At 59.4% G+C, this 22,202-nt stretch carries 19 protein-coding genes; 12 read left to right on the top strand and 7 right to left on the bottom strand.

Translation table 11 applies throughout. The features are described 5' to 3' along the window. Positions 1–53: 53 nt before the first annotated feature. From FYJ74_RS06795 to FYJ74_RS06745, 11 genes are all read left to right on the top strand, one after another. The gene (locus FYJ74_RS06795) at positions 54–596 is read left to right on the top strand and encodes a tripartite tricarboxylate transporter TctB family protein (RefSeq protein ID WP_195838837.1); all 543 of its coding nucleotides are present in this window, start codon (positions 54–56) and stop codon (positions 594–596) included. 12 nt (positions 597–608) lie between these two features. Continuing rightward, positions 609–2,120: a tripartite tricarboxylate transporter permease gene (locus tag FYJ74_RS06790; protein WP_154528826.1), complete on the top strand. Its 1,512-nt coding sequence runs from the start codon at positions 609–611 to the stop codon at positions 2,118–2,120. Between the two features lie 82 nt (positions 2,121–2,202). Then, positions 2,203–2,508, top strand: coding sequence for a citrate lyase acyl carrier protein (gene citD, locus FYJ74_RS06785; RefSeq protein WP_154528825.1), 306 nt, complete (start codon positions 2,203–2,205; stop codon positions 2,506–2,508). After that, positions 2,505–3,416 (top strand): aldolase/citrate lyase family protein, encoded by a 912-nt coding sequence (locus tag FYJ74_RS06780; RefSeq protein ID WP_154528824.1) that lies wholly within the window; start codon positions 2,505–2,507, stop codon positions 3,414–3,416. Before citD ends, FYJ74_RS06780 begins: the two co-directional genes overlap by 4 nt. A gap of 1 nt (position 3,417) precedes the next feature. Beyond that, on the top strand, positions 3,418–4,971 hold the full coding sequence (gene citF / locus FYJ74_RS06775) for a citrate lyase subunit alpha (protein ID WP_154528823.1): 1,554 nt from the start codon (positions 3,418–3,420) through the stop codon (positions 4,969–4,971). Between the two features lie 257 nt (positions 4,972–5,228). After that, positions 5,229–6,263, top strand: a complete 1,035-nt coding sequence (locus tag FYJ74_RS06770; protein WP_154528822.1) for a dipeptidase — start codon at positions 5,229–5,231, stop codon at positions 6,261–6,263. A 58-nt stretch (positions 6,264–6,321) separates the two neighbouring features. Then, on the top strand, positions 6,322–8,256 hold the full coding sequence (locus FYJ74_RS06765; protein ID WP_154528821.1) for an alpha/beta hydrolase family protein: 1,935 nt from the start codon (positions 6,322–6,324) through the stop codon (positions 8,254–8,256). A 280-nt stretch (positions 8,257–8,536) separates the two neighbouring features. Beyond that, positions 8,537–9,430: a DMT family transporter gene (locus tag FYJ74_RS06760; RefSeq protein ID WP_320633647.1), complete on the top strand. Its 894-nt coding sequence runs from the start codon at positions 8,537–8,539 to the stop codon at positions 9,428–9,430. Between the two features lie 70 nt (positions 9,431–9,500). After that, positions 9,501–10,643 carry a M20 family metallopeptidase gene (locus tag FYJ74_RS06755; protein ID WP_229769391.1) on the top strand — a complete coding sequence of 381 codons (1,143 nt, stop codon included), beginning with the start codon at positions 9,501–9,503 and terminating at the stop codon, positions 10,641–10,643. A gap of 77 nt (positions 10,644–10,720) precedes the next feature. Beyond that, positions 10,721–11,266, top strand: coding sequence for a GNAT family N-acetyltransferase (locus FYJ74_RS06750; RefSeq protein WP_154528820.1), 546 nt, complete (start codon positions 10,721–10,723; stop codon positions 11,264–11,266). Between the two features lie 13 nt (positions 11,267–11,279). Then, positions 11,280–12,413 carry an MmcQ/YjbR family DNA-binding protein gene (locus tag FYJ74_RS06745; RefSeq protein WP_154528819.1) on the top strand — a complete coding sequence of 378 codons (1,134 nt, stop codon included), beginning with the start codon at positions 11,280–11,282 and terminating at the stop codon, positions 12,411–12,413. A 54-nt stretch (positions 12,414–12,467) separates the two neighbouring features. Here the strand turns inward: FYJ74_RS06745 and FYJ74_RS06740 are convergent, their stop codons facing one another. Next, positions 12,468–13,109, bottom strand: a complete 642-nt coding sequence (locus FYJ74_RS06740) for an HAD family hydrolase (RefSeq protein ID WP_195838836.1) — start codon at positions 13,107–13,109, stop codon at positions 12,468–12,470. Between the two features lie 493 nt (positions 13,110–13,602). Between FYJ74_RS06740 and FYJ74_RS06735 the strand changes: the two genes are divergently transcribed. Further along, entirely contained in the window at positions 13,603–14,151 is a 549-nt protein-coding gene (locus tag FYJ74_RS06735; protein ID WP_154528817.1) for a MarR family winged helix-turn-helix transcriptional regulator, read from the top strand. A 298-nt stretch (positions 14,152–14,449) separates the two neighbouring features. Here FYJ74_RS06735 and FYJ74_RS06730 read toward each other — a convergent pair whose 3' ends face one another. The 6 genes from FYJ74_RS06730 to FYJ74_RS06705 form a co-directional block, all read right to left on the bottom strand. Next, the gene (locus tag FYJ74_RS06730; RefSeq protein ID WP_229769390.1) at positions 14,450–15,106 is read right to left on the bottom strand and encodes a redoxin domain-containing protein; all 657 of its coding nucleotides are present in this window, start codon (positions 15,104–15,106) and stop codon (positions 14,450–14,452) included. A 35-nt stretch (positions 15,107–15,141) separates the two neighbouring features. Further along, positions 15,142–16,518: an AbgT family transporter gene (locus FYJ74_RS06725; protein ID WP_229769389.1), complete on the bottom strand. Its 1,377-nt coding sequence runs from the start codon at positions 16,516–16,518 to the stop codon at positions 15,142–15,144. A gap of 67 nt (positions 16,519–16,585) precedes the next feature. Continuing rightward, positions 16,586–17,842 carry an amidohydrolase gene (locus FYJ74_RS06720; RefSeq protein WP_195838835.1) on the bottom strand — a complete coding sequence of 419 codons (1,257 nt, stop codon included), beginning with the start codon at positions 17,840–17,842 and terminating at the stop codon, positions 16,586–16,588. A 290-nt stretch (positions 17,843–18,132) separates the two neighbouring features. Further along, complete coding sequence (locus tag FYJ74_RS06715; protein ID WP_244388688.1) at positions 18,133–19,332, bottom strand: MalY/PatB family protein; 1,200 nt, start codon at positions 19,330–19,332, stop codon at positions 18,133–18,135. A gap of 88 nt (positions 19,333–19,420) precedes the next feature. Beyond that, positions 19,421–20,638, bottom strand: a complete 1,218-nt coding sequence (locus FYJ74_RS06710; protein ID WP_154528814.1) for a DUF401 family protein — start codon at positions 20,636–20,638, stop codon at positions 19,421–19,423. 155 nt (positions 20,639–20,793) lie between these two features. Beyond that, positions 20,794–22,137: an APC family permease gene (locus FYJ74_RS06705; protein ID WP_154528813.1), complete on the bottom strand. Its 1,344-nt coding sequence runs from the start codon at positions 22,135–22,137 to the stop codon at positions 20,794–20,796. Positions 22,138–22,202 lie beyond the last annotated feature (65 nt).

Here is a 22,202-nt window from a genome sequence, read left to right as displayed (position 1 = left end):
CAACATTTATTGTAGCACAAGCTTCCTCAATCCCTGAAAGGTGGTGCGGATCAGTGTTCGAACTGATTCTCAACGTTCTGCTGTGGCTCGGCCTGGCCTACACGTACGCGTTCCACGTTTTGGAGGCGCCCGTCCCCGCCAAGGTCCTGCGCAATCCTTACGCCCTCAAGCCCGACGTGTGGCCCAACGTCATCATTATTCTGCTTCTGATCTGCGTGGCGATCAACATCGCGCGCATCATCATGAAAAACAGGGGCAAAGCGGAGTTTTCGCTGGGCGCCTTTTTCGCCTCCATCGGCGGATTTTTCGCCAGCCGCCTGTTCCTCGGCATCGTCATCGTCGTGGCGGCCTGCTTTGTGCTCGAACCGCTCGGCTTCATGGGCACGTGCTTCCTGATGCTGTTCTTCTACGGCATGCTGCTGGGCGAACGGAAGGTCGCGCGCCTGTTCGTCTTCTCAGCGCTGATCACGCTGCTCCTCTATGTGGTCTTCAGCGTCCTGCTGTCGGTCAATTTGCCCCGCGGCACCCTTCCTCAGGCGCGCAACTTCGCGCTCTGGCTGGAGTCCCTGGTGTCTCAGGCTCAATCTCTTATCTAGGGGTGAATCGGAATGTCGACTTTCGCACTGTTACAGAGCGGTTTCAGCGTCCTCATGGAGCCTTACGTGTTCTTCATGGTGGTCATGGCCATCGTGATGGGGACGATTTTCGGCGCTCTGCCCGGCGTCAGCTCCACGATGGCCGTGGCGCTCGGGCTGCCGTTTACGTACAGCATGGAGCCGGTGCCGGCCATCGTCTTCCTCGTGGCCATCTACTGCTCGGCCATCACTGGCGGCTCGATCACGGCGATCCTGTTCAAGATCCCCGGCGTGCCGTCCAGCGCGCCGACAACGTTCGACGGCTACCCGATGGCGCAGCGCGGCGAAGCCGGCAAGGCGCTGGGCGTGGCGCTCGGCGCTTCGGCGATCGGCGGTCTGGTCTCGGCGTTCTGCATGCTGCTGCTTTCGCCGCAGTTGACGCAGGCGGCGCTGTCGTTCGGCCCCTCCGACCTGTTCGCGATCACGTTTATGGGGCTGTCGATTCTCGCCTGTCTTGATTCGTCCAATATCCTGCGCACGATCATCTCCGGCCTGCTCGGCCTGCTGCTGGCCTGCGTCGGCCAGGACAGGATGTACGCCGTGCAGCGCATGACGTTCGGCTCCAAGGAGCTGCTCGCCGGGTTGGAGATGATCCCCGTGCTGATCGGCATTTTCGCCGTCACCGAGGTGCTCAAGCAGACGCGCAAGAGCGATCGGCTCGACGCCAAGGAGGGCGTCGGCGGCGGACGTGTGGACACGAAGATGCCCACGCTGGCCGAGTGGCTCAAGATCAAGTGGCTCGTGCTTCGCTGCTCCGTCATCGGCACGATCATCGGCATCCTTCCCGGCGCTGGCGCGACGATCGCCTCGTTCTTGTGCTACTCCACGGAAACGAAGCTTTCCAAATATCCCGAGAAGTTCGGCACCGGCATCATCGACGGCATCGCCGCATCCGAATCGGCCAACAACGCCGCCACCGGCGGCGCCATGGTGCCCCTGCTCTCGCTCGGCATTCCCGGCGGCAACGCCGCGGCCGTGATGATGAGCGCGCTGGTGCTCAAGGGCGTACAGCTCGGGCCGCTGCTCCTCACCAACCAGCCCCAGTACCTGAGCGCCACGTTCGCCTCCATGCTCGTCACCAACATCCTCATGGTCATCGTCGCCATGGGCATCGCCAAGGTCTTCGCAAAGATCCTCGCCATCCCTTACAGCTATCTCGGCCCGATCATCGTAATGCTGGCCATCATCGGCTCCTACGCCACCAACATGAGCATCGCCGACGTGAAGATCATGGCCATCGCCGGCATTGCCGGGCTGATCTTCGCCGTCTGCCACTTCAACAGCGCCGCCATGATCCTCGGCCTGGTGCTGGGCGAGATCTGCGAAAGCAACTTCAGCCGCGCCTACACGATCTCGCGCGCCGACCTGGTAAGCATGTTCTCGCGCCCCATCGCCGGCTCCCTGATGGCGCTCAGCATCGCCCTGCTGGTCTACCCCATCGTCGCTTCCTTCTTCAGAAAAAAGAAGCCGTCGGCGAACGCCTGATTTTGTCCGATCGAGCGCGGCGCCTTCCCGACCGCGCTTTCTCCTTTGAGTTATCGTAAAAAACTGTCAGGAGGTCAAAGCCATGGAACTGAAAACCACCGGCGTGGCCGGCACGCTCGAATCGAGCGACGTAATGGTCACGCTCGAGCCGGCGCCGTCGGGCATCAGCCTGGACCTTGAAAGCACCGTCATCAACCAGTACGGCCGTCAGATCAGGGAAACCGTGCTCGCCACGCTGGCGCGCCTCGGCGTGAAAAACGCCGCCGTCACCGTCAACGACCACGGCGCGCTGGACTGCACCATCAAGGCGCGCGTCGAGTGCGCCTATTACCGCGGCTGCCGGTACGATACCGACGGCGCGTATCCCTGGGGAGGCGAGATCGCATGATTCCCCGTCCGAAACCGGAAAAGTTCCGCCTGCGCCGCACGATGATGTTCATGAACGCGCAGAAGCCCGGCCTGATCAAAGACGCTTACATTTACGGCGCCGACTCGATCATGCTCGACCTCGAAGACGCGGTGGCCGAGAACCAGAAGGACGCCGCGCGCTTTTCACTCTACCACGCGCTGAAAACCATCGACTACGGCGACACGGAAGTGCTTGTGCGCATCAACGGCCTCGACACGCCGCACTGGCGCGAAGACGTTCGCGTTGTCGTGGCCGGAGGCGCCGACGGCATCCGCATCGCCAAGACCGAGAGCGCCGCCGACGTGCGAACGGTGGAAGCCGCCGTCACTGAAGCCGAGCGCGAGTTCGGCGTCGAAGAAGGGCGCACGCTGCTGATGGCCGCCATCGAAAGCCCAAAGGGCGTGCTCAACGCCTACGAGATCTGCACCGCCTCGCCTCGCCTGTTCGGCATCGCCCTTTCCGGCGGCGACTATCGCAAGTGCATGCAGGTCAAACCTACGCCCGGCGGCGTCGAAATGCTCGCCGCCCGCGGCCAGATGCTGATCGCCGCCCGCGCCGCCGGCGTGCAGTGCTTCGACACCGTCTTCACCGACCTCGACGACGAGGAAGGTTTCCGCGCCGAAATGCAGCAGAACAAGGACATGGGCTTCGACGGCAAATCACTGATCAATCCCCGCCAGATCCGCATCGTCCACGAGATGCTGGCGCCGACGCCAAAGGAGATCGCCGCCGCCGAGACGCTCGTCAAAGCCTACCGCGAGAACGCCGACAAGGGAATCGGCGTGTTCACCATCAACGGCAAAATGATCGACATCGCCTTTGTGCCCGGCGCCGAGCGCGTCATCCAGCTCGCCAAGGCCAGCGGCGTTTACGAGGGGGATCTCTAAAATGCTGAACGCAGTCGGCCGGGAAATTCCCGAAGAACTGATCGCGCAGGGCTGGAAGCCTTACGCGGGCGCTCACGCCCGCGACGGCCAGTACATCAAGAAACAGGGCCCGCGCACGCGCATCTGCGAAAAGCCCCGCGAAAGCAAAATTGTCGCCTCCATCCGCGAGGCTATCACGGCGTGCGGGCTCAAGGACGGCATGACCGTCTCCTTCCATCACCACTTCCGCGACGGCGACTTCATCGTCAACATGGTCATGAAAGAGATCGTCGCCCTCGGCCTCAAAGACATCACCATCGCCGCCTCCAGCCTGGGCGCGGCGCACGATCCCGTGGCCCAGTACATCGAAGACGGCGTCGTCACCGGCCTTCAGACCAGCGGCATCCGCGGTCGGATGGGCGAAGTGGTGTCCCGCGGCAAGCTGAAGACGCCCGCGATCCTGCGCAGCCACGGCGGCCGCGTGCGCGCCATCGAGGAGGGCGACGTGCACATCGACGTGGCCTTCATCGGGTCTCCCACGTCCGACGAATACGGCAACTGCCGCGCCGTCGGCGGCAAGAGCGACTGCGGCGTGCTCTCCTACGCCGTCGTCGATTCCGAGTACGCCGACAAGGTCGTCGTCATCACCGACACGCTCGTGCCCTACCCCAACTTTCCCGCGTCGATCCACGGCGTCAACGTGGACTACGTGGTGAAAGTCGACGAGATCGGCGATCCGAAAAAGATCGCCTCCGCCGCCGCGCGCATGACCCAAAATCCCCGCGACCTGATGATGGCCGAGGCCACCGCCAAAGTCATGGCCGCCACGCCGTGGTTCAAGGACGGCTTCAGCTTCCAGACCGGCGCAGGCGGCCCTTCGCTGGCCGTGAACCGCTTCATCGAGCCGCTCATGCGCGAGCGCGGCATCACAATGAGCTTCGCCATCGGCGGCATCGCCGGCCCCATCTGCGAACTGCAGCGCAAAGGACTCGTCGGCTGCATCGTCGACACGCAGGATTTCGACACCGGCGCCATCGACGACATCCGTGCCAACCCCCGTCATTACGAGATCAGTGCCGGCGAATACGCCAACCCCGCCAACAAAGGCGCCTTCGTCAACAAGCTCGATTTCGTCATCCTCGCCGCGCTGGAAGTCGACGTCGACTTCAACGTCAACGTCATCACCGGCTCCGACGGCGTGCTGCGCGGCGCGCCCGGCGGCCATCCCGACACGGCCGCCGGTGCCAAGTGCACCGTCATCGTCACGCCGCTGACCCGCGGCCGCATGGCCACCGTCTGCGAGCGCGTCGTCACCGTCACCACCCCCGGCGAGTGCGTCGATGTCGTCGTCACCGATTACGGCGTCGCCGTCAACCCCAGACGGCAGGACATCGTCGACTGCCTCGACCGTGCCGGCGTCGCGCACGTCAGTATCAAAGAGCTTCAGGAAAAGGCCTACGCGCTCGTCGGCCGCCCCGATCCGCTGCAATGGAACGACAAAGTCGTCGCCATCCTCGAGGCCCGCGACGGCACGATCCTCGACGTCGTGTGCGAGATCGAGCCGTACGAAATGTAAAAAGACCCCGCCTCGCCAGAACACATGGCGGGGCAAAGAAAAGAGCTCTATGCAAAGGGCCCGACGGTCAGGCTGATCGTCGGGCCCTTTTTATTCGCAGCCTTTCGCGCGGAGTGCGAACGCCCGGCAATGATTCGCGTTTTCGCGCTCTGACGACGACCTCCGCGCCGCCTTTTGTTTTTCGGCATACCGGCATGAAGATTTGTTCCCGCTTTCGCGTTATAATCATGGCAGTATTTCGCCAAGGAGGGAACTTTATGGACATCACCCCGGAATTGAAGGAGCGGGCGCAGGCGCTGCACCGCAACTGCTTTGTGGCCGACGCGCACTACGACCTGCTCAACCTGCTCGCCGCCAAGCGCCTCGAGGGCGAGCGCACGGACGTTTTCAGGACGGATTATCTGGAAAAGATCCGCGCCGGCGGCGTCGACCTGCTGATCTCGTCGATCTTCATCGACGACCGGCACGTGCCGGAAATGGCGCTGCGCCGCGCGCTCGACCAGATCGCCTGCATGCACGAGGAGCTGGCGCAGTGTCCCGACTTGGTCCTGTGCCGCAGCGTCGGGGAGATCCGCGCCGCCCGCGCGGCGGGAAAGATCGCCCTGCTCCTCTCGTTCGAAGGAGCGGAGCCGCTGGGCAACGACCTCAATCTGCTGCGCGTCTTTTACGAGCTGGGCGTGCGCGGCATCGGCATCGCCTGGAGCCGCCGCAACTACGCCGCCGACGGCTGCTTTTTCCAGCCGCGGCGCGAAGGGCGCAAAGGCGGCCTGACGGACTTCGGCGCGCGGCTGGCCGACGAGGCGGAACGTCTGGGCATGTATCTGGATGTCTCGCATCTCAACGACGAGGGCTTCTGGGATCTCTGCTCGCTCACGAAGCGGCCGTTCATCGCCTCTCACTCCAACTGTCGCGCCCTGACGCCGGTGGCGCGCAACCTGACCGACGAGCAGATCGCCGCGCTCGCGCAGCGTAGCGGCGTCATGGGCATGAACGCCTGCAGCGACTTCGTCCGGCTCGACGCGAACGGCGCCGGGCGCGCGGATCCCGACGAGCTGGCGGCGCACGGCGCGCACGTCAAAAAAGTCGCCGGCGCGGAACATCTGTGCTTCGGTTTCGATTTCTGCGACGAGTTCCGTATCGGCAACGGCCGCGAACCGAAGGACGCCGTGCCGTTCTACGACGAGAGCTGGCGGCTGACGGCCGGGCTTCTGGCCCGCGGCTTCAGCGAGGACGAGGTGCGCGGCGTGCTCGGCGAAAACCTGCTGAACTTTTTGGAGCGCACGATCGGCTGAAGCCCGGCGGCGCAGGCTGATTTTTCTCAATACATTCCCTCAAAGGAGATTTTTTCGCATGAGACCGGTACAGCACGACGACCTGCTAAAGTTCAAATTCCTCTCGCGTCCCGCGTTTTCGCCCGACGGCGGCAAGATCGCCTACGTGGTCAGCGCGGCCAACTTCGACAAGAACAATTACGACAGCGCCCTGTGGCTTTACGACCTGGCCTCGGACAGCGGACGGCAGCTGACGTTCACGAACTCCGAGAAGTTCTTCGCCTGGAGCCGCGACGGACGCGAGCTGATCTTCGCCTCCGGACGCGGCGACGTGCCCAAGGAGAGCACGCGCTTTTACGCGCTGCCGCTGGACGGCGGCGAGGCGCGCGAACTGTTCACGATCGACCGCCCGGCCAGCGCCATTGCCGACCTCGGCGGCGGACGCTGGCTGGTGACGGCGACGTTCGAACCCGTCTACGACAATCCCGAGGGCGCCGACTACTACGTGATCGAGCAGCTGCCCTTCACCGCCAACGGCAAGGGCTTCGTCTGCCAGCGCCGCACGGGGCTCGCCGTGTACGACGCCGCCGACGGCGGCTTCACGCGCGTCACGCCCGAGCATATGGAAGTGGCGCGCTGCCGTCTCAGCGACGACGGCCGCAAGGCGCTGCTCGTCGCCGTCGAGTATACGGACGTGAAGCCGACGACCAACCACGTCTACGAGCTCGACCTGAGCACGGGCGCGCTGGCCTGCCTCAGCGAAGGATTATCGTTCGGCTTCAAGGACGCCGGTTGGTACAAGGACGGCGCGCTGGTCACGGGCAGCGACCAAAAGACCGTCGGCGTCAACCAAAATATTCAATTCTTCTTCCTCAGGGACAAAAAGCTCGCCGCCGTCACGCCCGATCTCGACAGCAGCCTGCGCAACGCCGTGGGCAGCGACTGCCGCTACAACACGGCCGAGCAGGAGGGCAGCTTCGCCGTCGAGGACGGGCGCGTGATCTCCTGCGCCACCGAGGGCTTCCGGAGCCGACTCTACGCGCTCGAAGCCGACGGTTCCATCTCCGCTCTCACCGACGAGATCGACACGGTGGACAACTGGGACTGGAAAAACGGCGCGGCGGTCATGGCGGGCTTCAAGGATCTGCAGCTGCAGGAGCTGTATCTGCTCGAAAACGGCCGCGAGCGCCAGCTGACGCGCCACAACGAGGACGTCATCAAGGAGCTCCAGCTTTCCGCGCCCGAACACGTGAGCTACGAAAACGAGGGCTGGACGCTCGACGGCTGGTACATGAAGCCCGTGGGCTACGAAGAAGGCAGGAAGTACCCGACGATCCTGCACATCCACGGCGGTCCCAAGAGCGCCTTCGGCGGCGTCTACTTCCACGAGATGCAGTGCTGGGCTTCTCGCGGCTACGCCGTGATCTACTGCAACCCGCGCGGCGGCGACGGACGCCCCGGCGGTTTCGACGACATCCGCGGCTTTTACGGCGTCAAAGATTACAGCGACATCATGGCATTCACGAAATGGTGCGTCGCCAATCTGCCCTTCGTCGACGAAAAGAATGTCGGCGTCACGGGCGGCTCCTACGGCGGCTACATGACCAACTGGATCGTCACACAGACGGACTTTTTCAAAGCGGCCGCGGCACAGCGGCCGATCAGCAACTGGGTGTCGAAATTCGGCAGCTGCGACATCGGCTACTATTACGTGGAAGACCAGCACGGCGGCCGCCCGTGGGACGCGTGCGAACAGGCCTGGCAGGAGTCGCCGCTCAAGCACGTCGCCAACGTCAAGACGCCGCTGCTGCTGATTCAGTCGCAGGAGGACTTCCGCTGCGAGCGCGACCAGTCGTTTCAGATGTTTACCGCCCTCAAGGTGCTCGGCGTGGAATGCCGCATGTGCCTGTTCAACGGCGAGAACCACGAGCTGAGCCGCTCCGGCCGCCCCAAAAACCGCCTCGCCCGGCTGCGCGAGATCGCCGCGTGGTTCGACGGCCATTTGAAAGGTTAAGCGACGAAGAAAACGCGCTGGACCGCTCCGCGTTTTCCGCCCCCGTTTCTGATGTTCCACGTGGAACATTTCATACAAACAAAGTTGCCGCAAGCCTTGACAGCGCATCTGAAAAAACGGAACGCTCCGCCCGCCGGAGTCCGTTTGGACCAAGACAGGCGGAGCCCTTGCGGTTCGGTCGGACGCGCCGCCGGCGCGCCGGATTTTACCGCCGCGTTCTTTTACAGTCGTCGTCAAAAGCGATCCGCCGATGTGACTGCGAAGGCAAGGAGGAATCGCCGTGAGATCTCGTTCCGTCATTTATCTGGCGCTGGCAGCCGGCGTGTTCATGTTGTCCGCGTCGGGCGTTTTCGCCAAGGTCGCCCGCGCGCCGGCGGGCATCATCGCCTTCTACCGGCTCTTTTTCGCCACGCTGGCGCTGCTGCCGTGGCTGTTGAGCCACAAAAACGACCGGCGCGAGCTGCGCTCGCTCTCTCCGATTCAATATGCGGAAGGCGCGCTGGCCGGTTTTTTTCTCGCCGTCCATTACGTGATGTGGTTCGAGTCGCTGCGCTACACGTCGGTCGCCAGCTCCACCGTGCTGGCGGCGCTGCAGCCGCTGTTTTCGGTGATGTGGGGGCGGCTGTTCCTCGGCGAAAGGCTGAGCGCCCGTGCGCTGACCGGCGGCGCGATCGCCATCGCCGGCTCGGCGGTCGTGGGCTGGAGCGATTTCAGCGTCAGCAGCCAGTCGCTATGGGGCGACCTGCTGGCGCTCGTTTCCGGCGGCGTCATCAGCCTGTACTTTTTCTGCGGGCAGATCCTGCGCCGCCGCATGGGCGCCGTGCCCTATTCGGTGCTCAGCTACGGCAGCAGTGCGGCCGTCCTCGCGCTCTACGCGCTTTTCATGGGCTATCCGTTCGCCGGCTATCCCGCTTCCACCTGGGGCGCGTTCCTCGGTCTGGCGCTGGTCTCGACGATCGGCGGGCAGATGGTGTTCAACGTGCTGCTCAAATGGATCTCGGCCACCACCGTCACCATGGGAATCCTCGGCGAGCCGGTCGGCACCTGCTTCCTCGCCTGGCTGTTCCTCGGCGAGACGCTTTCGGCGCGGCAGGCCGCAGGCATCGCCGTCATCCTCGCCGGGCTGGCGCTGTTTTTCGCCGCCCAGAGACAATCACGGACGGGGCGCGCGTGAGCTGCGCCCGCGGTCTTTCGGCCCTGCGCCGACGAAAAAAAACGAAGCGTTTGTGCAAGGAGGTTTCTTCATGAGAGCTCTCGAAAAGAAAATTTACGATTATCTCGAAGCGCACAGGGAAGACATCGTCGCCGATCTCGTCGCGCTCGCCCGCGCCGAATCGCCGACCGGGGACAAGGCGGCCGCCGACGCGTGCGCGCGGCGGCTTGCCTCGCTCTACAAAGACCGACTCGGCGCCGCGACGCAGTTCGTGCCGCAGACGGAAGTGGGCGATCACCTCGTCACCGAGATCGGCTCGGGCGACCGCACGCTGCTGATCGTCGGTCACTACGACACGGTCCACCCTTTGGGAACGGTGCCGGTGCGCCGGGAAGGCAACATCCTCTACGGCCCCGGCGTGGTCGACATGAAGGGCGGCGACGTCTCCGTGATCTGGGCGCTGAAAGCGCTTCGGGAGCTGGGCGTGAAGCTGGACAAGAAAGTTCTGATCGTCAACAACTCCGACGAGGAAACGGGATCGTTCCATTCCCGTCCGCTGCTGCTGGAAAAGGCGAAGGAGGCTTGCGCCTGCATCGTCGCCGAGCCGGCCGTGGCCAAAAGCGGCCTGATCAAAGTCAGCCGCAAGGGCGGCGGCCAGATCCTCATCAAATGCTGGGGCAAGGCGGCCCACTCCGGCAACGATCCGCGGGGCGGCGTCAACGCCAACATCGAGCTGGCGCACCAGATCCTCTTCGCCGAGAGCCAGTCGGATTACGGCCCCGGCGGCAGCACGTTCAGCGCCAACGTGATCCGCGGCGGAACCGCGGACAACGTGGTCTGCGATTACGCCGAAGCGGTCGTGGACTGGCGCATGTGCGTGCCCGAGGAAGTCGAACGCGGCCGCGCCGTTTTCGCCGGGCGCGGGGCCGTGCTGCCCGGCGCGCGCGTGGAGTTCGAGATCAAACTGTCTCACCCGCCGCTGGCCGAGTGTGAGGCCAACCGAAAGCTCTTCGCTCTGCTTCAGCAGGTCGGCGCCGACCTCGACATGGAACTCGAGGCGGCGCCCATGGTGGGCGGCTGTTCGGACGGCAACGACATTTCCGCCGCCGGCGTGCCCACCATCGACGGCATGGGCGTGGTCGGCGACTTCATGCACAACCCGCAGGAACAGGTTTATCTCGACCAGCTCGTGCCTCGCGTGGCCATGATGGCCTCCTTCATCAGCCGCGTATAACAAGGCGTCTCCGGCGAACAGCCCGGAGACGCCAAGAAGGGACCGCGATCGAAATCACGGTAAAGAAAGGTAAAAGGATGAAATATTTTCGTAAAATAACGCTGAGAAACGGAAGCCTCTGCGTCCTGCGCAGCGCGGCCGCTGAAGATGCCGCTGTGTTGCTGGAGCAACGCCGGTGCGCCGCGGTGGAAACAGACTTCATGTTGCGTTACGCCGATGAGATCGCCGTCGACGCCGAAGCGCAGCGGCGTTCTATCGAGGCGTCGGAGGCCAGTCCCACGGAATTGCTGCTGATAGCCGAAGTCGACGGCGTGCTGACTGCCAGCGCCGGTTTTGCTCCGCCCGTTCCCTGCGAAAAATGCCGTCATCGCGCCAGCGCGGGGTTGTGCGTGCTTCGCGCCTACTGGGGGTGGGGAATCGGCTCCCTGCTCATGGAATCATTGCTCGAGTGTGCCCGCGCGGCCCAGTTCGAACAACTGGAACTGGACGTAGTAACGGGTAACGGGCGGGCCGTCGCGATGTACCAGCGCTTCGGCTTCGTTACGTATGGCGTGCGCGAGAAAGCTTTCCGTTTGCGTGGCGGCGGATACCAGTCTCTGTATCTGATGGCTCTCGGGCTTTAACGGAGGCGCCGGAATGACCCTCGAGAGCGAGATCTTCCAGCGGCGGCGGCCCGACTTTTCCCGCTTCGAGGCCGCCGGCCTGAAGAAAGACGGGCGGGAGTGGCGCTGTTCGCGCGTCTTCATGGACGGCCAGTTCCGCGCCGACATCCGCGTCGACGCCAAAGGCGAGGTGCGCGGGCGCGTTTACGACCTCGACACCAGCGACGAATACCTGGCCGTGCACATCCCCAGCCAGTCGGGAGCTTTCGTGGCCTCGGTACGGCAGGCTTACGCGGACGTGCTGCGCGATCTGGCGCAGCGGTGCTTTACCGCGCACGACTTCGTCGCCGACCAGTCGAACCGCGTCGCCGCGCTGATCCGCGAGCGTTTCGGCGACCCGCCCGAGTTCCCGTGGCAGGACGAAACATCCGCCGTGTTCCGCGAGCCGCGCACGCGCAAATGGTACGGCGTGATCATGCGCATAGGCCGCGGCAAGCTCGAACCCGGGAAAGACGGCGAAGTCGACGTGCTCAACGTCAAGGCCGACGCCGCGGACGTGCCTGCGCTCCTGAAAGAACGGGGAATTTTCCGCTGCTACCACATGAACAAAAAATACTGGGTCACCGTCGCGCTCGACGATTCGCTCGGCGACGAACGCGTCATGGAATTGCTCGAGGCCAGCCACGCCTTCGCGGCCCGCGGCGCAGGCAAAAGCTCCGCCGCGCTCAGCGACGGCGCCTGGATCGTGCCCGCCAACTACAGATACTACGATGTGGAAAAGGGCTTCGCCGAAAATCCCGTGCACACGTGGAAGCAGACTGCCCGCGTGCGCCCGGGCGACCTCGTCTACCTGTACATCGGTTCTCCCGTGTCGGCCATCTACTGCAAGTGCCGCGTCCTCGAGACCGACATTCCCTGCGACTATGACGACGGCGCCGTGCGCATGAACATGGTCATGCGCCTGGCCATGCTGCGACGCTACGGCCGTGAACTGCTGCCGATGGCACTGATGAAGAAATTCGGCGTCCGCGCCGTGCGCAGCGCCCGCCGCATGCCGACGGAACTTCGCCGCGAGATCGACCGCTTCGAAGCGGAGAATCCGGAGGAAGCGCCGCCCGCCGCGGAAAAACGGGCGGACGGACGATCGGGAACGCACCGGACAAAATGAAAAGACCGCCGCCGACGGCTCTCTCAAAGATCCGTTGACGGCGATTTTCGTTTCTCAAAGCAAGCCCTCGCGCTTGAGCAGCGGGACGAATTCGCGAAGCGTTTCGACGATGCGCCAGGCGCCGGCGCGTTCCAGCGTTTCGGCCGCATTGCTGGCGAGCACGGCGACGCTGCGCATGCCGGCGCGGCGGGCGGCCTCCACGTCGATGGGCGTGTCGCCCACGTAAAGGGCGTCTTCGGGCGCGCAGCCCAGCAGTTCGGCGCCCTTGAGCAGCACGTCGGGCGCGGGCTTGGGGCGCGCCACCGCGTCGGCGCCGACCACGCAGTCCATCAGGCGTTCGAGGTGCTTGACGCGGATGACGCGGAGCGGCGCGATGCGGTTCGAAGCGCAGCCCACTTTGACGCCCAATGCACGCAGCTCCGCGACGCACTCGACGGCGCCCGCCGCGGGCGTCATCATCGCCGCTTCGTAAGGCGCGCACTCTTTGACGTAGTACTCGCCGTATTCGGGGCGCTCGTCGCCGAGCAGCGCCCGCCAGAAATCGCGCGAATTGTAGCCGATCACTTCCAACAAACGTTCGCGCGTGCAGCGGGGACGGCCGAAATGATCGGCGATCTTGTTGACGTTCGCCAGCAGCGCGCCGCTGGTGTCGATCAGGGTCATGTCGAAATCGAAGAGCACCGCTCTGACGTTCATGAAAAAACTCCTTCGGGGCATGAATCTCTTTGCGATAGACTCGTGCATTTTCACAAGCCGCAGGAAAAGCCAAGCACACCCCTTCGGCAAAACGCCGCCCGCCGGCACGAACATTCTCCAACGGGATTCCTCGCGTCTCTCCCGAAACTGCGGCGCCTCGCATTGCATCCAATCTATATCCGACAAGAGATGATAGCATATACGGAAAAACATGTCCAGAAGAGACGAAGACCGTATTTGTCTGAACAGCAAGCCCAAGCGACGCCAGCTTGCAAGCATGAAAGCGTTGTTGCGGCACATAGGCTTTCGCTAGGATAGTACCTGAAAAAATTTTTGCCAATCGCGCACCCTTCCGTTTGCGAATACCCCATTTGACGAATCGGTAATTCTCTGCCGCTCCTGGCTCCAATCGTGCTATAATACACTTACGCCCGCAATGAGACTCGCTGGCGGCATGCCAAGAGCGTAAGAAGAAACGAATGGAGGACTGACGGTGGCACAGTTACACGAGACGGAGAACGTTTTGGCAAGTCTTGATGAAAAAGTGGAGACTCTGTACCGGTATCAGTCAGTCATGAACTGTTATTCGCTCATCTTGCGCGACTACGGTACGGGCATCGCCATAAGCGAAGTGGAAGCTCACACGCTGAACTACATACAAGCCGAGGAAGGGTTGACGGCGACGCGTCTGGCCGAAATTACCAACCGTACCAAAAGTTCCATCTCTCAAATCGTCTCGCGCCTTGAAAAGCAAGGCATGATCTCCCGCAAGGTCAATCTCAATAACAAGCGCGAGTACCGCATCTTTGTCACCGAAATGGGACGCAAAACCTGCGAGGCGCACCAAAGCTATGATCGCGAGGGAATGCTTGCGCAGATCAATTATCTGTTGAAAAATTGTACTCCTAAGGAAATCGATGGATTCTTTAAGGTACTTCGATACCGTATCCTTTGGTTCAAACGCGTAAACAGTACATTTCGCAAAAAACTCAGCGCTCAAGAGAAAAAGCGGTATATGTCGGCGCGTTATACGGGTTGCTGAAAAAGGCGCTCGCGCCGTTTCTAATTTCTGACATGTCGCTTCCAAGGCTTCGAGAAACATCTGGACGCCACTTGGTTTCAATACGGCGATACCCCTTCATTGCAACGGAGACGTTCCGAAAGAAAAGCAGTTCGTTTTGCGCACCGCGCGCAAAACGAACTGCTTTTTGGTATTTGGGACGCGAGCCTCAGACAAAAACGCTTGCAAACAAACGACGCAGCCAGCAGAATTACAGGGCGGCGACAAATAATGCTCGGCTCTCGACGAAAACGAGAGCGGCGTCTCGTAAAAGAAAGAATCAAGTCAAAAGAGCGATCAGCTCGTCCGTACCGGGAATGTCGCCGGCCGTTTTCCCATAATGAACGTAAGAGATCGACAATCTTCCGTCGAAGACAAAAACAGCAGGAAGCTGCAGTTCTTCGCCCTCATATTCGCCATGGGAAAACAATTGACGAGCCTTTTCTATTTTTCTCAGCGTCGCCGAATCCAGCATGCTTTCTTTGGACCGCGCGGGCATAATCTCAAAGCGGTGATACAGTTCCTGCTGCGGGTCGCACACAATGGAAAAAGGAAACGCGTCAGGAGTCAGCTGCTGCGCCAGCTTCTTCGGCTCAGACTGCAGAACGACCAGCAGCTGAGAGCCGCCCTCCAATATACGCTGATAATGATCCGCTATCTCGTGCATGTCGTACTGGCATAACGTACAGCCATAATATCTCAAGAAGACCAACGCCGTCTTGTTTGCCTTGCAAGCGGTGCTGCTCATGAAAAGTCCGCGCTCAAACGGAGTCTCATAGCGAAAATCCGGCAGGATGTCGCCAACTTCCAACCTTGCCATGCTTGACCCTCCTTGAACAAGATCTCCCTCGCAAGAAACGCTCCTTCGTTCGCCCCACGAACTGAGCGACGCTCCAACGCGCTTCGGTCGACTCATATCTTGCAAATGAAATTCCATTTTTCACGCTATAACCCCCGCTGCGGCAGTGCCAACTAGAGTGCAAACGTCCAGCCGGAAATCGTAAAGAGAAACATCAGCAGGGCCGCAACGCCAATAAACGCCAGAACTTTGCCAAACGCCCACTCAAACCAACGCGGGAATGAAACCTTCACCATGGCCAGGCTGCCCACCGTCCAGCCAAGAATCGGGGAAATGATGTTCGTGAATCCGTCGCCGAATTGAAAGGCCTGAACGACCAGTTCCGGAGCCAAACCCAGGACTTCCCCGATCGGCTTGATGATCGGCACGAGAATCGCGCCCTTCGACGTGGCCGAAGGAATAATCGGATTGATCACCGCAATGATCAGCATCATGCCGATCGAAGCGACCCAACGCGGCAGATCCATCAGCGGTCTGGTCAGCGCATATACAATGGTGTGCAGGACGTTACCCTCGGACAGTACGATCGATACGCTCCGGGCCAAGCCGATGACAAAGACCACAAAGGCCATCGACGCAAGCCCCTTGGCGAACGAGTCGCCGAGTTCATCCGCGGACATGCCCGCGATCTTCCCCTGCACGAGCGCGACTACCATCATCGTCGCCGCCTGAACGGAGAAACGCATATTGTAATCGTTGCTCATCAAACCGTACACCGTGATCAGAACAAACTGGCCGATAAACAGGAACATGTTGATCACGATTTTCCAATCCATGACGGCCGCGGGTACCCCGCCCCCTTCGGCGCCGACGTCGGCACCGGGAAGCGGCTCTTCCTGATATTTCAGCGAGACCAACGGATCGCGGCGGATCCGCCGCACATACCTCAGCAACATGAGCAGCCCGAGGAGCATGAAAACGTTCAGAATGAGAAAACGCGTCATGAAGCCGCCGTACAGGCGGGTTCCCATCAGCCCCTGGATCACGTACATCTTCGTAGGGCCGGTCCCGAAACCAATCAACGTCGCAAATGTCGTGACGCCGATAGCGCTGATCGCATCGAGGCGCATTTTCCGCGCAAACGCGATACCGATCGGCACGACGGCAATCAGAGCGTCGGAACCACCGAAACCGCCTAAATACACCATCATACAGAACAAGGTACTGATGAGCAGCGTATCGCTTTTCCCTTCGGTTTTGTAGATGGTCCAGTCGAGCAGCCTGTCAAAAGTCTTCGTGTCCAAGAATACCTGCATGCACGCGCCGCAAATCATCACGATCATGATAATGGAAGCGGAGCCCGTCAGCCCCGGAAAGATAGACAGCAGCGTCCTCAGCAAGTTAACCGGCGTCTGATAACCGAGATAGCTGAACTTCGTGCCATCGAGGGCGCCGCTGGCCGTTTTGCCAAACTGCCCGGCGGGAATGACGTAGGTAAGCAGGCTGGAAAAAAGCAGCAGGCCGAGCATCAGCCACAGCAAATGGGGCATTTTGAACTTCTTCTTTTGCTCAGATTGTCTCTTCTTCTCCGTCATATTTTTTCCCCTCGACGAGTCTCTACGCTTTTTCTTTGGAAGCTTGCCCCGGCGTTGCCTCTTCCCCAAGAGCGTTAACGTATTTCAGCGTTGCGATCAGACCGATATCCAAAACGTTCTCATCCACGTCAAAATATGAGTTGTGATGGGGAGCGCCGCTCCCGTATTCGGGGTTGTTGATTCCCAGATGAGCGTATACGCCGGGATAGCGGTTCAGCCAGAGGCTGAACGAATCCGAAGCGTACCAAGGCGCGCACGGCGACACGGTCCCAGAAGGCAAAACCGCATCCAGGGCTTTAGCCGCGAGCTCGGAATAGTACGGATCGTTGATGGTCGGCCCAACGGAAATCTTATTGTATTTCTCGTTATATTCAACACTACAACGATGCATACGAGCCGTATTTTCCGCGACTTCGTGCAATATCCTGACCGCTTTGTCGCCCTCGCTCATGCTGAAAAAGCGGAGCGAACCAAGAACGGTGGCCGTGTCCGGAATGACGTTTGCCACCTGGCCGCCCTGTATGGCCGTGATCCCGCAGGTGACGGTCTCGTTGGCGTCTATTTGATTCACGAACGCGACGGCCAGATTGTTGACGAAATTCGCCGCGCAAAACACGGGATTGATCGACAGATCCGGGCGCGAGCCATGCCCGCCGCGTCCGACGAACGTCAGCTCGACCCGGATGGCCCCGGCCATTCTCGGCCCGGCCTGAACGCAGATTTTTCCGGATTCGAGAGCGTTATACACGTGAATTCCCCAGCAGGAGTCGACCTTTTTCGTTGCGAGTGTGTCCAACATGACCTGGATGCCGCCGCCATTTTCCTCGCCTTCTTCGAAACACAGATAAATGACTCCCGTCAGTTCGCCGATATGTTTTCTCAAGACTTTGCTTGCTCCCAGAAGCATTGCCGTGTGTGCGTCATGTCCACACGCGTGACAGGTTTCATCGGGCGTATCCGATATCACGACTCGCGCCCTTTTGAGATTGTCAGGATTCTCGGGCAGCGGCAAGGCATCGATGTCCGCCCTCAGAGCAATGTGAGGTCCCGCTCTGCCAGTGTCGAGAATACCGATTATGCCAGTTTTCACAAGCGATTCATAGGGAATGCCGATCTCGTCGAGCTGCTGTTTGATGAACGCGCTGGTCCTGACCTCGCGACCGCTTGTTTCAGCAAACCGGTGTATCGCTCTTCGGCAACCAATCACATAATCGCGCTGCGCCGCCGCTTCGTTTCTGATCTCTATGTCATCCATCATGTCGATCACTCCTCTTGCCACGCTCGAACTCTCCTGCCTAAAAAGCTTTGGAGATATCGACTTCAGCGAATTTCCCATTCACAACAAGCCGTGACGTCTTTCCGAAATGAAGAGCCTTCCAAGCCCGTGCCAAACAGAGCGCATTCGAAGCGATTCAACGCGCTTCGTGCAGGGCTCCGAGCCCCCGCAAATATATCGCGCCGGAATGGAACGAACGAAAAAAGAGACAAAATCTTTTCCTGCGGGCAAGGCGAAAGCCCCCGCCGCTCGCCTATGGGAAAAGTTTTAGAGTCGCCTTGTCAAACGGAGGATCAGGCGTTGAACACGTATTTATCCAAGCGGTCAAAAGCCTCCTTGACACGGCTCAGCGGTACGGCAAGATTAATGCGGATCGAATTGGGAGCAAAGAACGGACGCCCATCCTGCCAGATGACGCCCACCGCGACACCCATCTGCTGAAGCTCATCGATTGTCTTGCCATGAGCTTCACACCACTTGGTACAGTCAAGATAAAGCATGTAAGTTCCCTGCGGTTTGGCAAGCTCAACGCCTTCAAAATTCTTGACAATGTAATCGTAAGCGTAATCGACGTTGGCGCTAAGGACTTGCTTAAGCTCGTCTACCCACTCGTAGCCTTCCGGTTTGTAGGCACCGATGAGAGCGTGCATGGAAAGAACGTTCATCGAGTCGTAGTGGGATAACGAGCTCTCCTTTTCCATACGCTCCCTCATCCACTTGTTATAGACGATGCGATAGGCGCCGACGAGGCCGGCGAGATTGAAAGTCTTCGACGGCGCATAAAGGGCGACGACGCGATCGCGGGCATCCTCGGAAACCGACTGCGTAGGGATGTGCTTGTTGCCGGCAAGCGTAAGATCGGACCATATTTCGTCAGAGACGACGAACACGTCGTGCCTCTTGTAGATATCCATCGCCTTTTCAATTTCCCATCTCTCCCAGACGCGGCCGCAAGGATTGTGAGGGTTACAGAACACGGCGGCATGGATTTTGTTGTCTGCAATCTTCTTTTCCATATCTTCGAAGTCCATGCGCCAGACACCCGCGCTGTCTCTCTTGAGTTCGGAGTGGACAATACAGTAGCCGTTATTGGTAAGACTCTTGGTGAAACCGATATAGGTCGGCGAATGGATTAGGATATTGTCACCCTTGGAACAAAATATATTCATGGCGGAAACAACGCCGCCCAACACGCCGTTTTCGTAACCGATACACTCGGCAGTCAGCCCTTTGACGCCGTTCCGCCTTTCCTGCCACTGAATGATAGCGTCGAAATACTCCTGCGTCGGCCTGAAGTATCCATATGCAGAGTGCTTGGCGCGCGCAATGATGGCTTCGGGAATCGTGGGGACCGTCGGGAAATTCATGTCGGCCACCCACATGGGAATTTTGTCGAAGCCTTCTTTCACTTGCGCTCCCGGGATTGGGATCATATCCACTGCGATTGAATCCTTGCCATGACGCTCCATAATGGATGTGAAATCATATTTCACCTACAACACGTCCTTTCTCCTATAGGTCTCAATAAAAGTTATAACTATATCCCTGCCCTGCGGAACCAGTCAATTGAACAGCCACGCCTTAAAAACCGAGCCCTGACAATACGAAGTAATACGCGAACGAGAGGACCACGAAAACAAGCACGATCGGCAACGTTTTATAAATCAGCGCTCCTAAAGAACAACCGTAATCTTCAGCGCAGATCGTCAGGCAGACATGTACCGGCGACATCTGCATAGCGGCATAGCTCATGCTCATAACCAAGATAAACATGGCGAGCACGGGCTTCCCGTCGAGGGCGGATATCAGCAGAGGCATGGCCAGGGCAATGATTCCCTGACTCCCCGCGACAATCGTGCCAAAGAAAAACACCATGGCAAAAATCATGAAGGTCGGGAGAGGCAGCATGCCGAAGAACGCAGGAAGCTTGGAGATCACGCCGGTAGCCGCCAGAACCTCTTTGAAAATCATCACTAGCCACGTATTCGCCATTAAACGGACTTCAAATGCGGAACGTAAAAAAGGGAGCAGTTCCCCGAGCGAGAATTTCGCCACGAAAACGTTGAGAACGATGCAAAGGAACACAGCAACAACTACGCGTATCTTGAACGCAAGGATGAGGACAATGGCCAGAACGATGGGCCACACACTAGTCATAAGCAATCCCCAGTAATAACCTCTCGTTTTGTCGGGGACAGTTCCCGTGTCCTTGGGAATCCGCCGCAGGTAGACGACGTATCCCGAGATGAACAGCGCAACCACCATAGGCAACATCGCCGTCATGAAATCGCTTACCGTCACAGCTCCGTTGGTAAGGGTGACGGCGATAAAGATCGTTGTGTAAGTGGGCAGAAAGCTTTCGGAAATATGTCGGAAGTAAGACGTACAGGCTGCCTTTTCAGGTATGGAGAGCGCTTCGCCCGCGCTCTTACGTACAATGAGACTGCAGAGCAGCACGGCGCTTACGGCCGGCAAACAGCCGATCAGAAACGGCGCAACGGCAACGTTGACTCGTCGATTATTGAAGAGCCCATTGAGAGCCATCTCGCAGTTGCTCAGATTCTTACGTTTCTCCATCATTCTCTGAATGAACGTGATCGAATAAAAGACCAGCAAAACCTCCAACGTCGGCCAGCTCGCCCCACCCTTGACAACGGCGCTCCATGCAGAGCTCAATGGAAGCTGATAGAGCGCGGCGGCGCCGATAATCGAACAAAACATCGCGACCGACAAAGGCTTCTTCGCCCACATGACGATAATGAGAATCGCAAAAACACCCAGAAGTTTTAATATGTCCATAGCTCGACCCCGTTCCTTCAATACGGCCCCAAAACAAAGGGCAAAACTGCTGCGGCAACGGCCGTTTTCGATCCTCCTTCATGCCACCGTCATCGTAAAATCTATCTCCAATACTTAAGACAGCTCCCCAACGCGGAAGTTTCACCTGAATGAACTTAGGCTTTCTCGTGGCTCACAATCATGTGTACCTTCCTGCTGCGCACGACTCCCCAGATCAAAGCGCCGACTACGACGACAAGGTTGATGATCTTGAGAGTATAGCTCAACCTGATGAAATTGAACCAGATATTGAAAGCACATCCTGCGGTGCCAATCAAAGAAACAAGTTTCAACATGCCGTTACTGATCTTGAATTTAGAAGCCGCCCATTCTTCAGGGCAGATCTTTGGCAACCTGAATGTGCAGGCACAGATTACCAACAGAGCGACGTTGTTGGCGACAAGACACATACTTCCCAGAGTCGCGACGCTCAAACCGGAAACGATACAAACAACAGCGATGATATAAAGGATCCCAAGAATGATCCAAGGCACGCCGAATCTGTTGGTCGACGCCAATCCTGCTGGAAGCCATCCATCGTCGCAGGCCTGCATAGTGGGCTTCGGAGCCCAGGCCATCTGGCTGTTCAGCGTTGAAATCAGGGCAAATCCAGCGCCGCATACCATGAAGAAAACATACAACGGTTTGGAGAAGATCGTTTGCGCGACCAGCGCCAAATTTTTCCCCGCTACCTGCTCCAGGGGAAGGACTCCGCCAGCAACAATGCTAATCATTGCATACAACACGGCGACTCCCAACGTGGACGTCACGATGATGATTGGAATATCCCGCACGGGATTTTTTGCCTCCGCCGAAAGGTCGATGATACAAGTAGCTCCGCCCGTAGCAAAAGTCAGCAGCGCACCGGCCTGAAGCATACCCATCCAGCCCCCCGTAAAGAAAGTGGACTGAGCATAGTAATTCGGGGCAATTTTCGTCACGCCGACAGCAGCGAACATCGCCAATGCCACAATCAGAAAACCAACAATGAGATTTTGCGCCCAAGCAAATTTGTCAATGCCGCAGTAATTCAGCACGTAAAAGATCGTAAGTACGACCAACGCTACGGTTTTTTCGCTTCCGATGCCCAACAGAGAAATGAAGTAACTGGCAAAAGAGAGCGCATACATCGAGATTGACAGATTTTGAAAGATATAAACTATGCTGTACGCACCTGCAAGCTTCGTGCCGCACAGCATTGCTGCCATAGTATAGCGTCCGCCGCGCAGACGGACCGTACCTGAGATAAAGAGCATTGGCAAAAACTGCGTAATAGTAATTGTCGCCGCAATCATAAACGCAAACGGGACCGATCGCCCCGTCATGGCTAGCGCCGCCCCGAGCAAGGTCATGATGCCTGCGCCGATAATTTGCCCAATAGCAGCGCTCATCAAATCCCAAAAGCCCAAACATCTTTTCAGTTTGGTAGTAGAGCCGCCCTTGTTCCCGTCTTGTTGCATTCTTTCCACCTCCTGTTGTCTTTACAGAGCGAAAGCCCTGCATAAAATAGCGGTTACAAAAGTTT

Origin of the sequence: Pyramidobacter porci (genome assembly GCF_009695745.1) — a bacterium.
Lineage (GTDB): Bacteria > Synergistota > Synergistia > Synergistales > Dethiosulfovibrionaceae > Pyramidobacter > Pyramidobacter porci.
The sequence above is the reverse complement of the archived record's forward strand: the minus strand, read 5'-3'. Positions and strand labels throughout refer to the sequence as shown.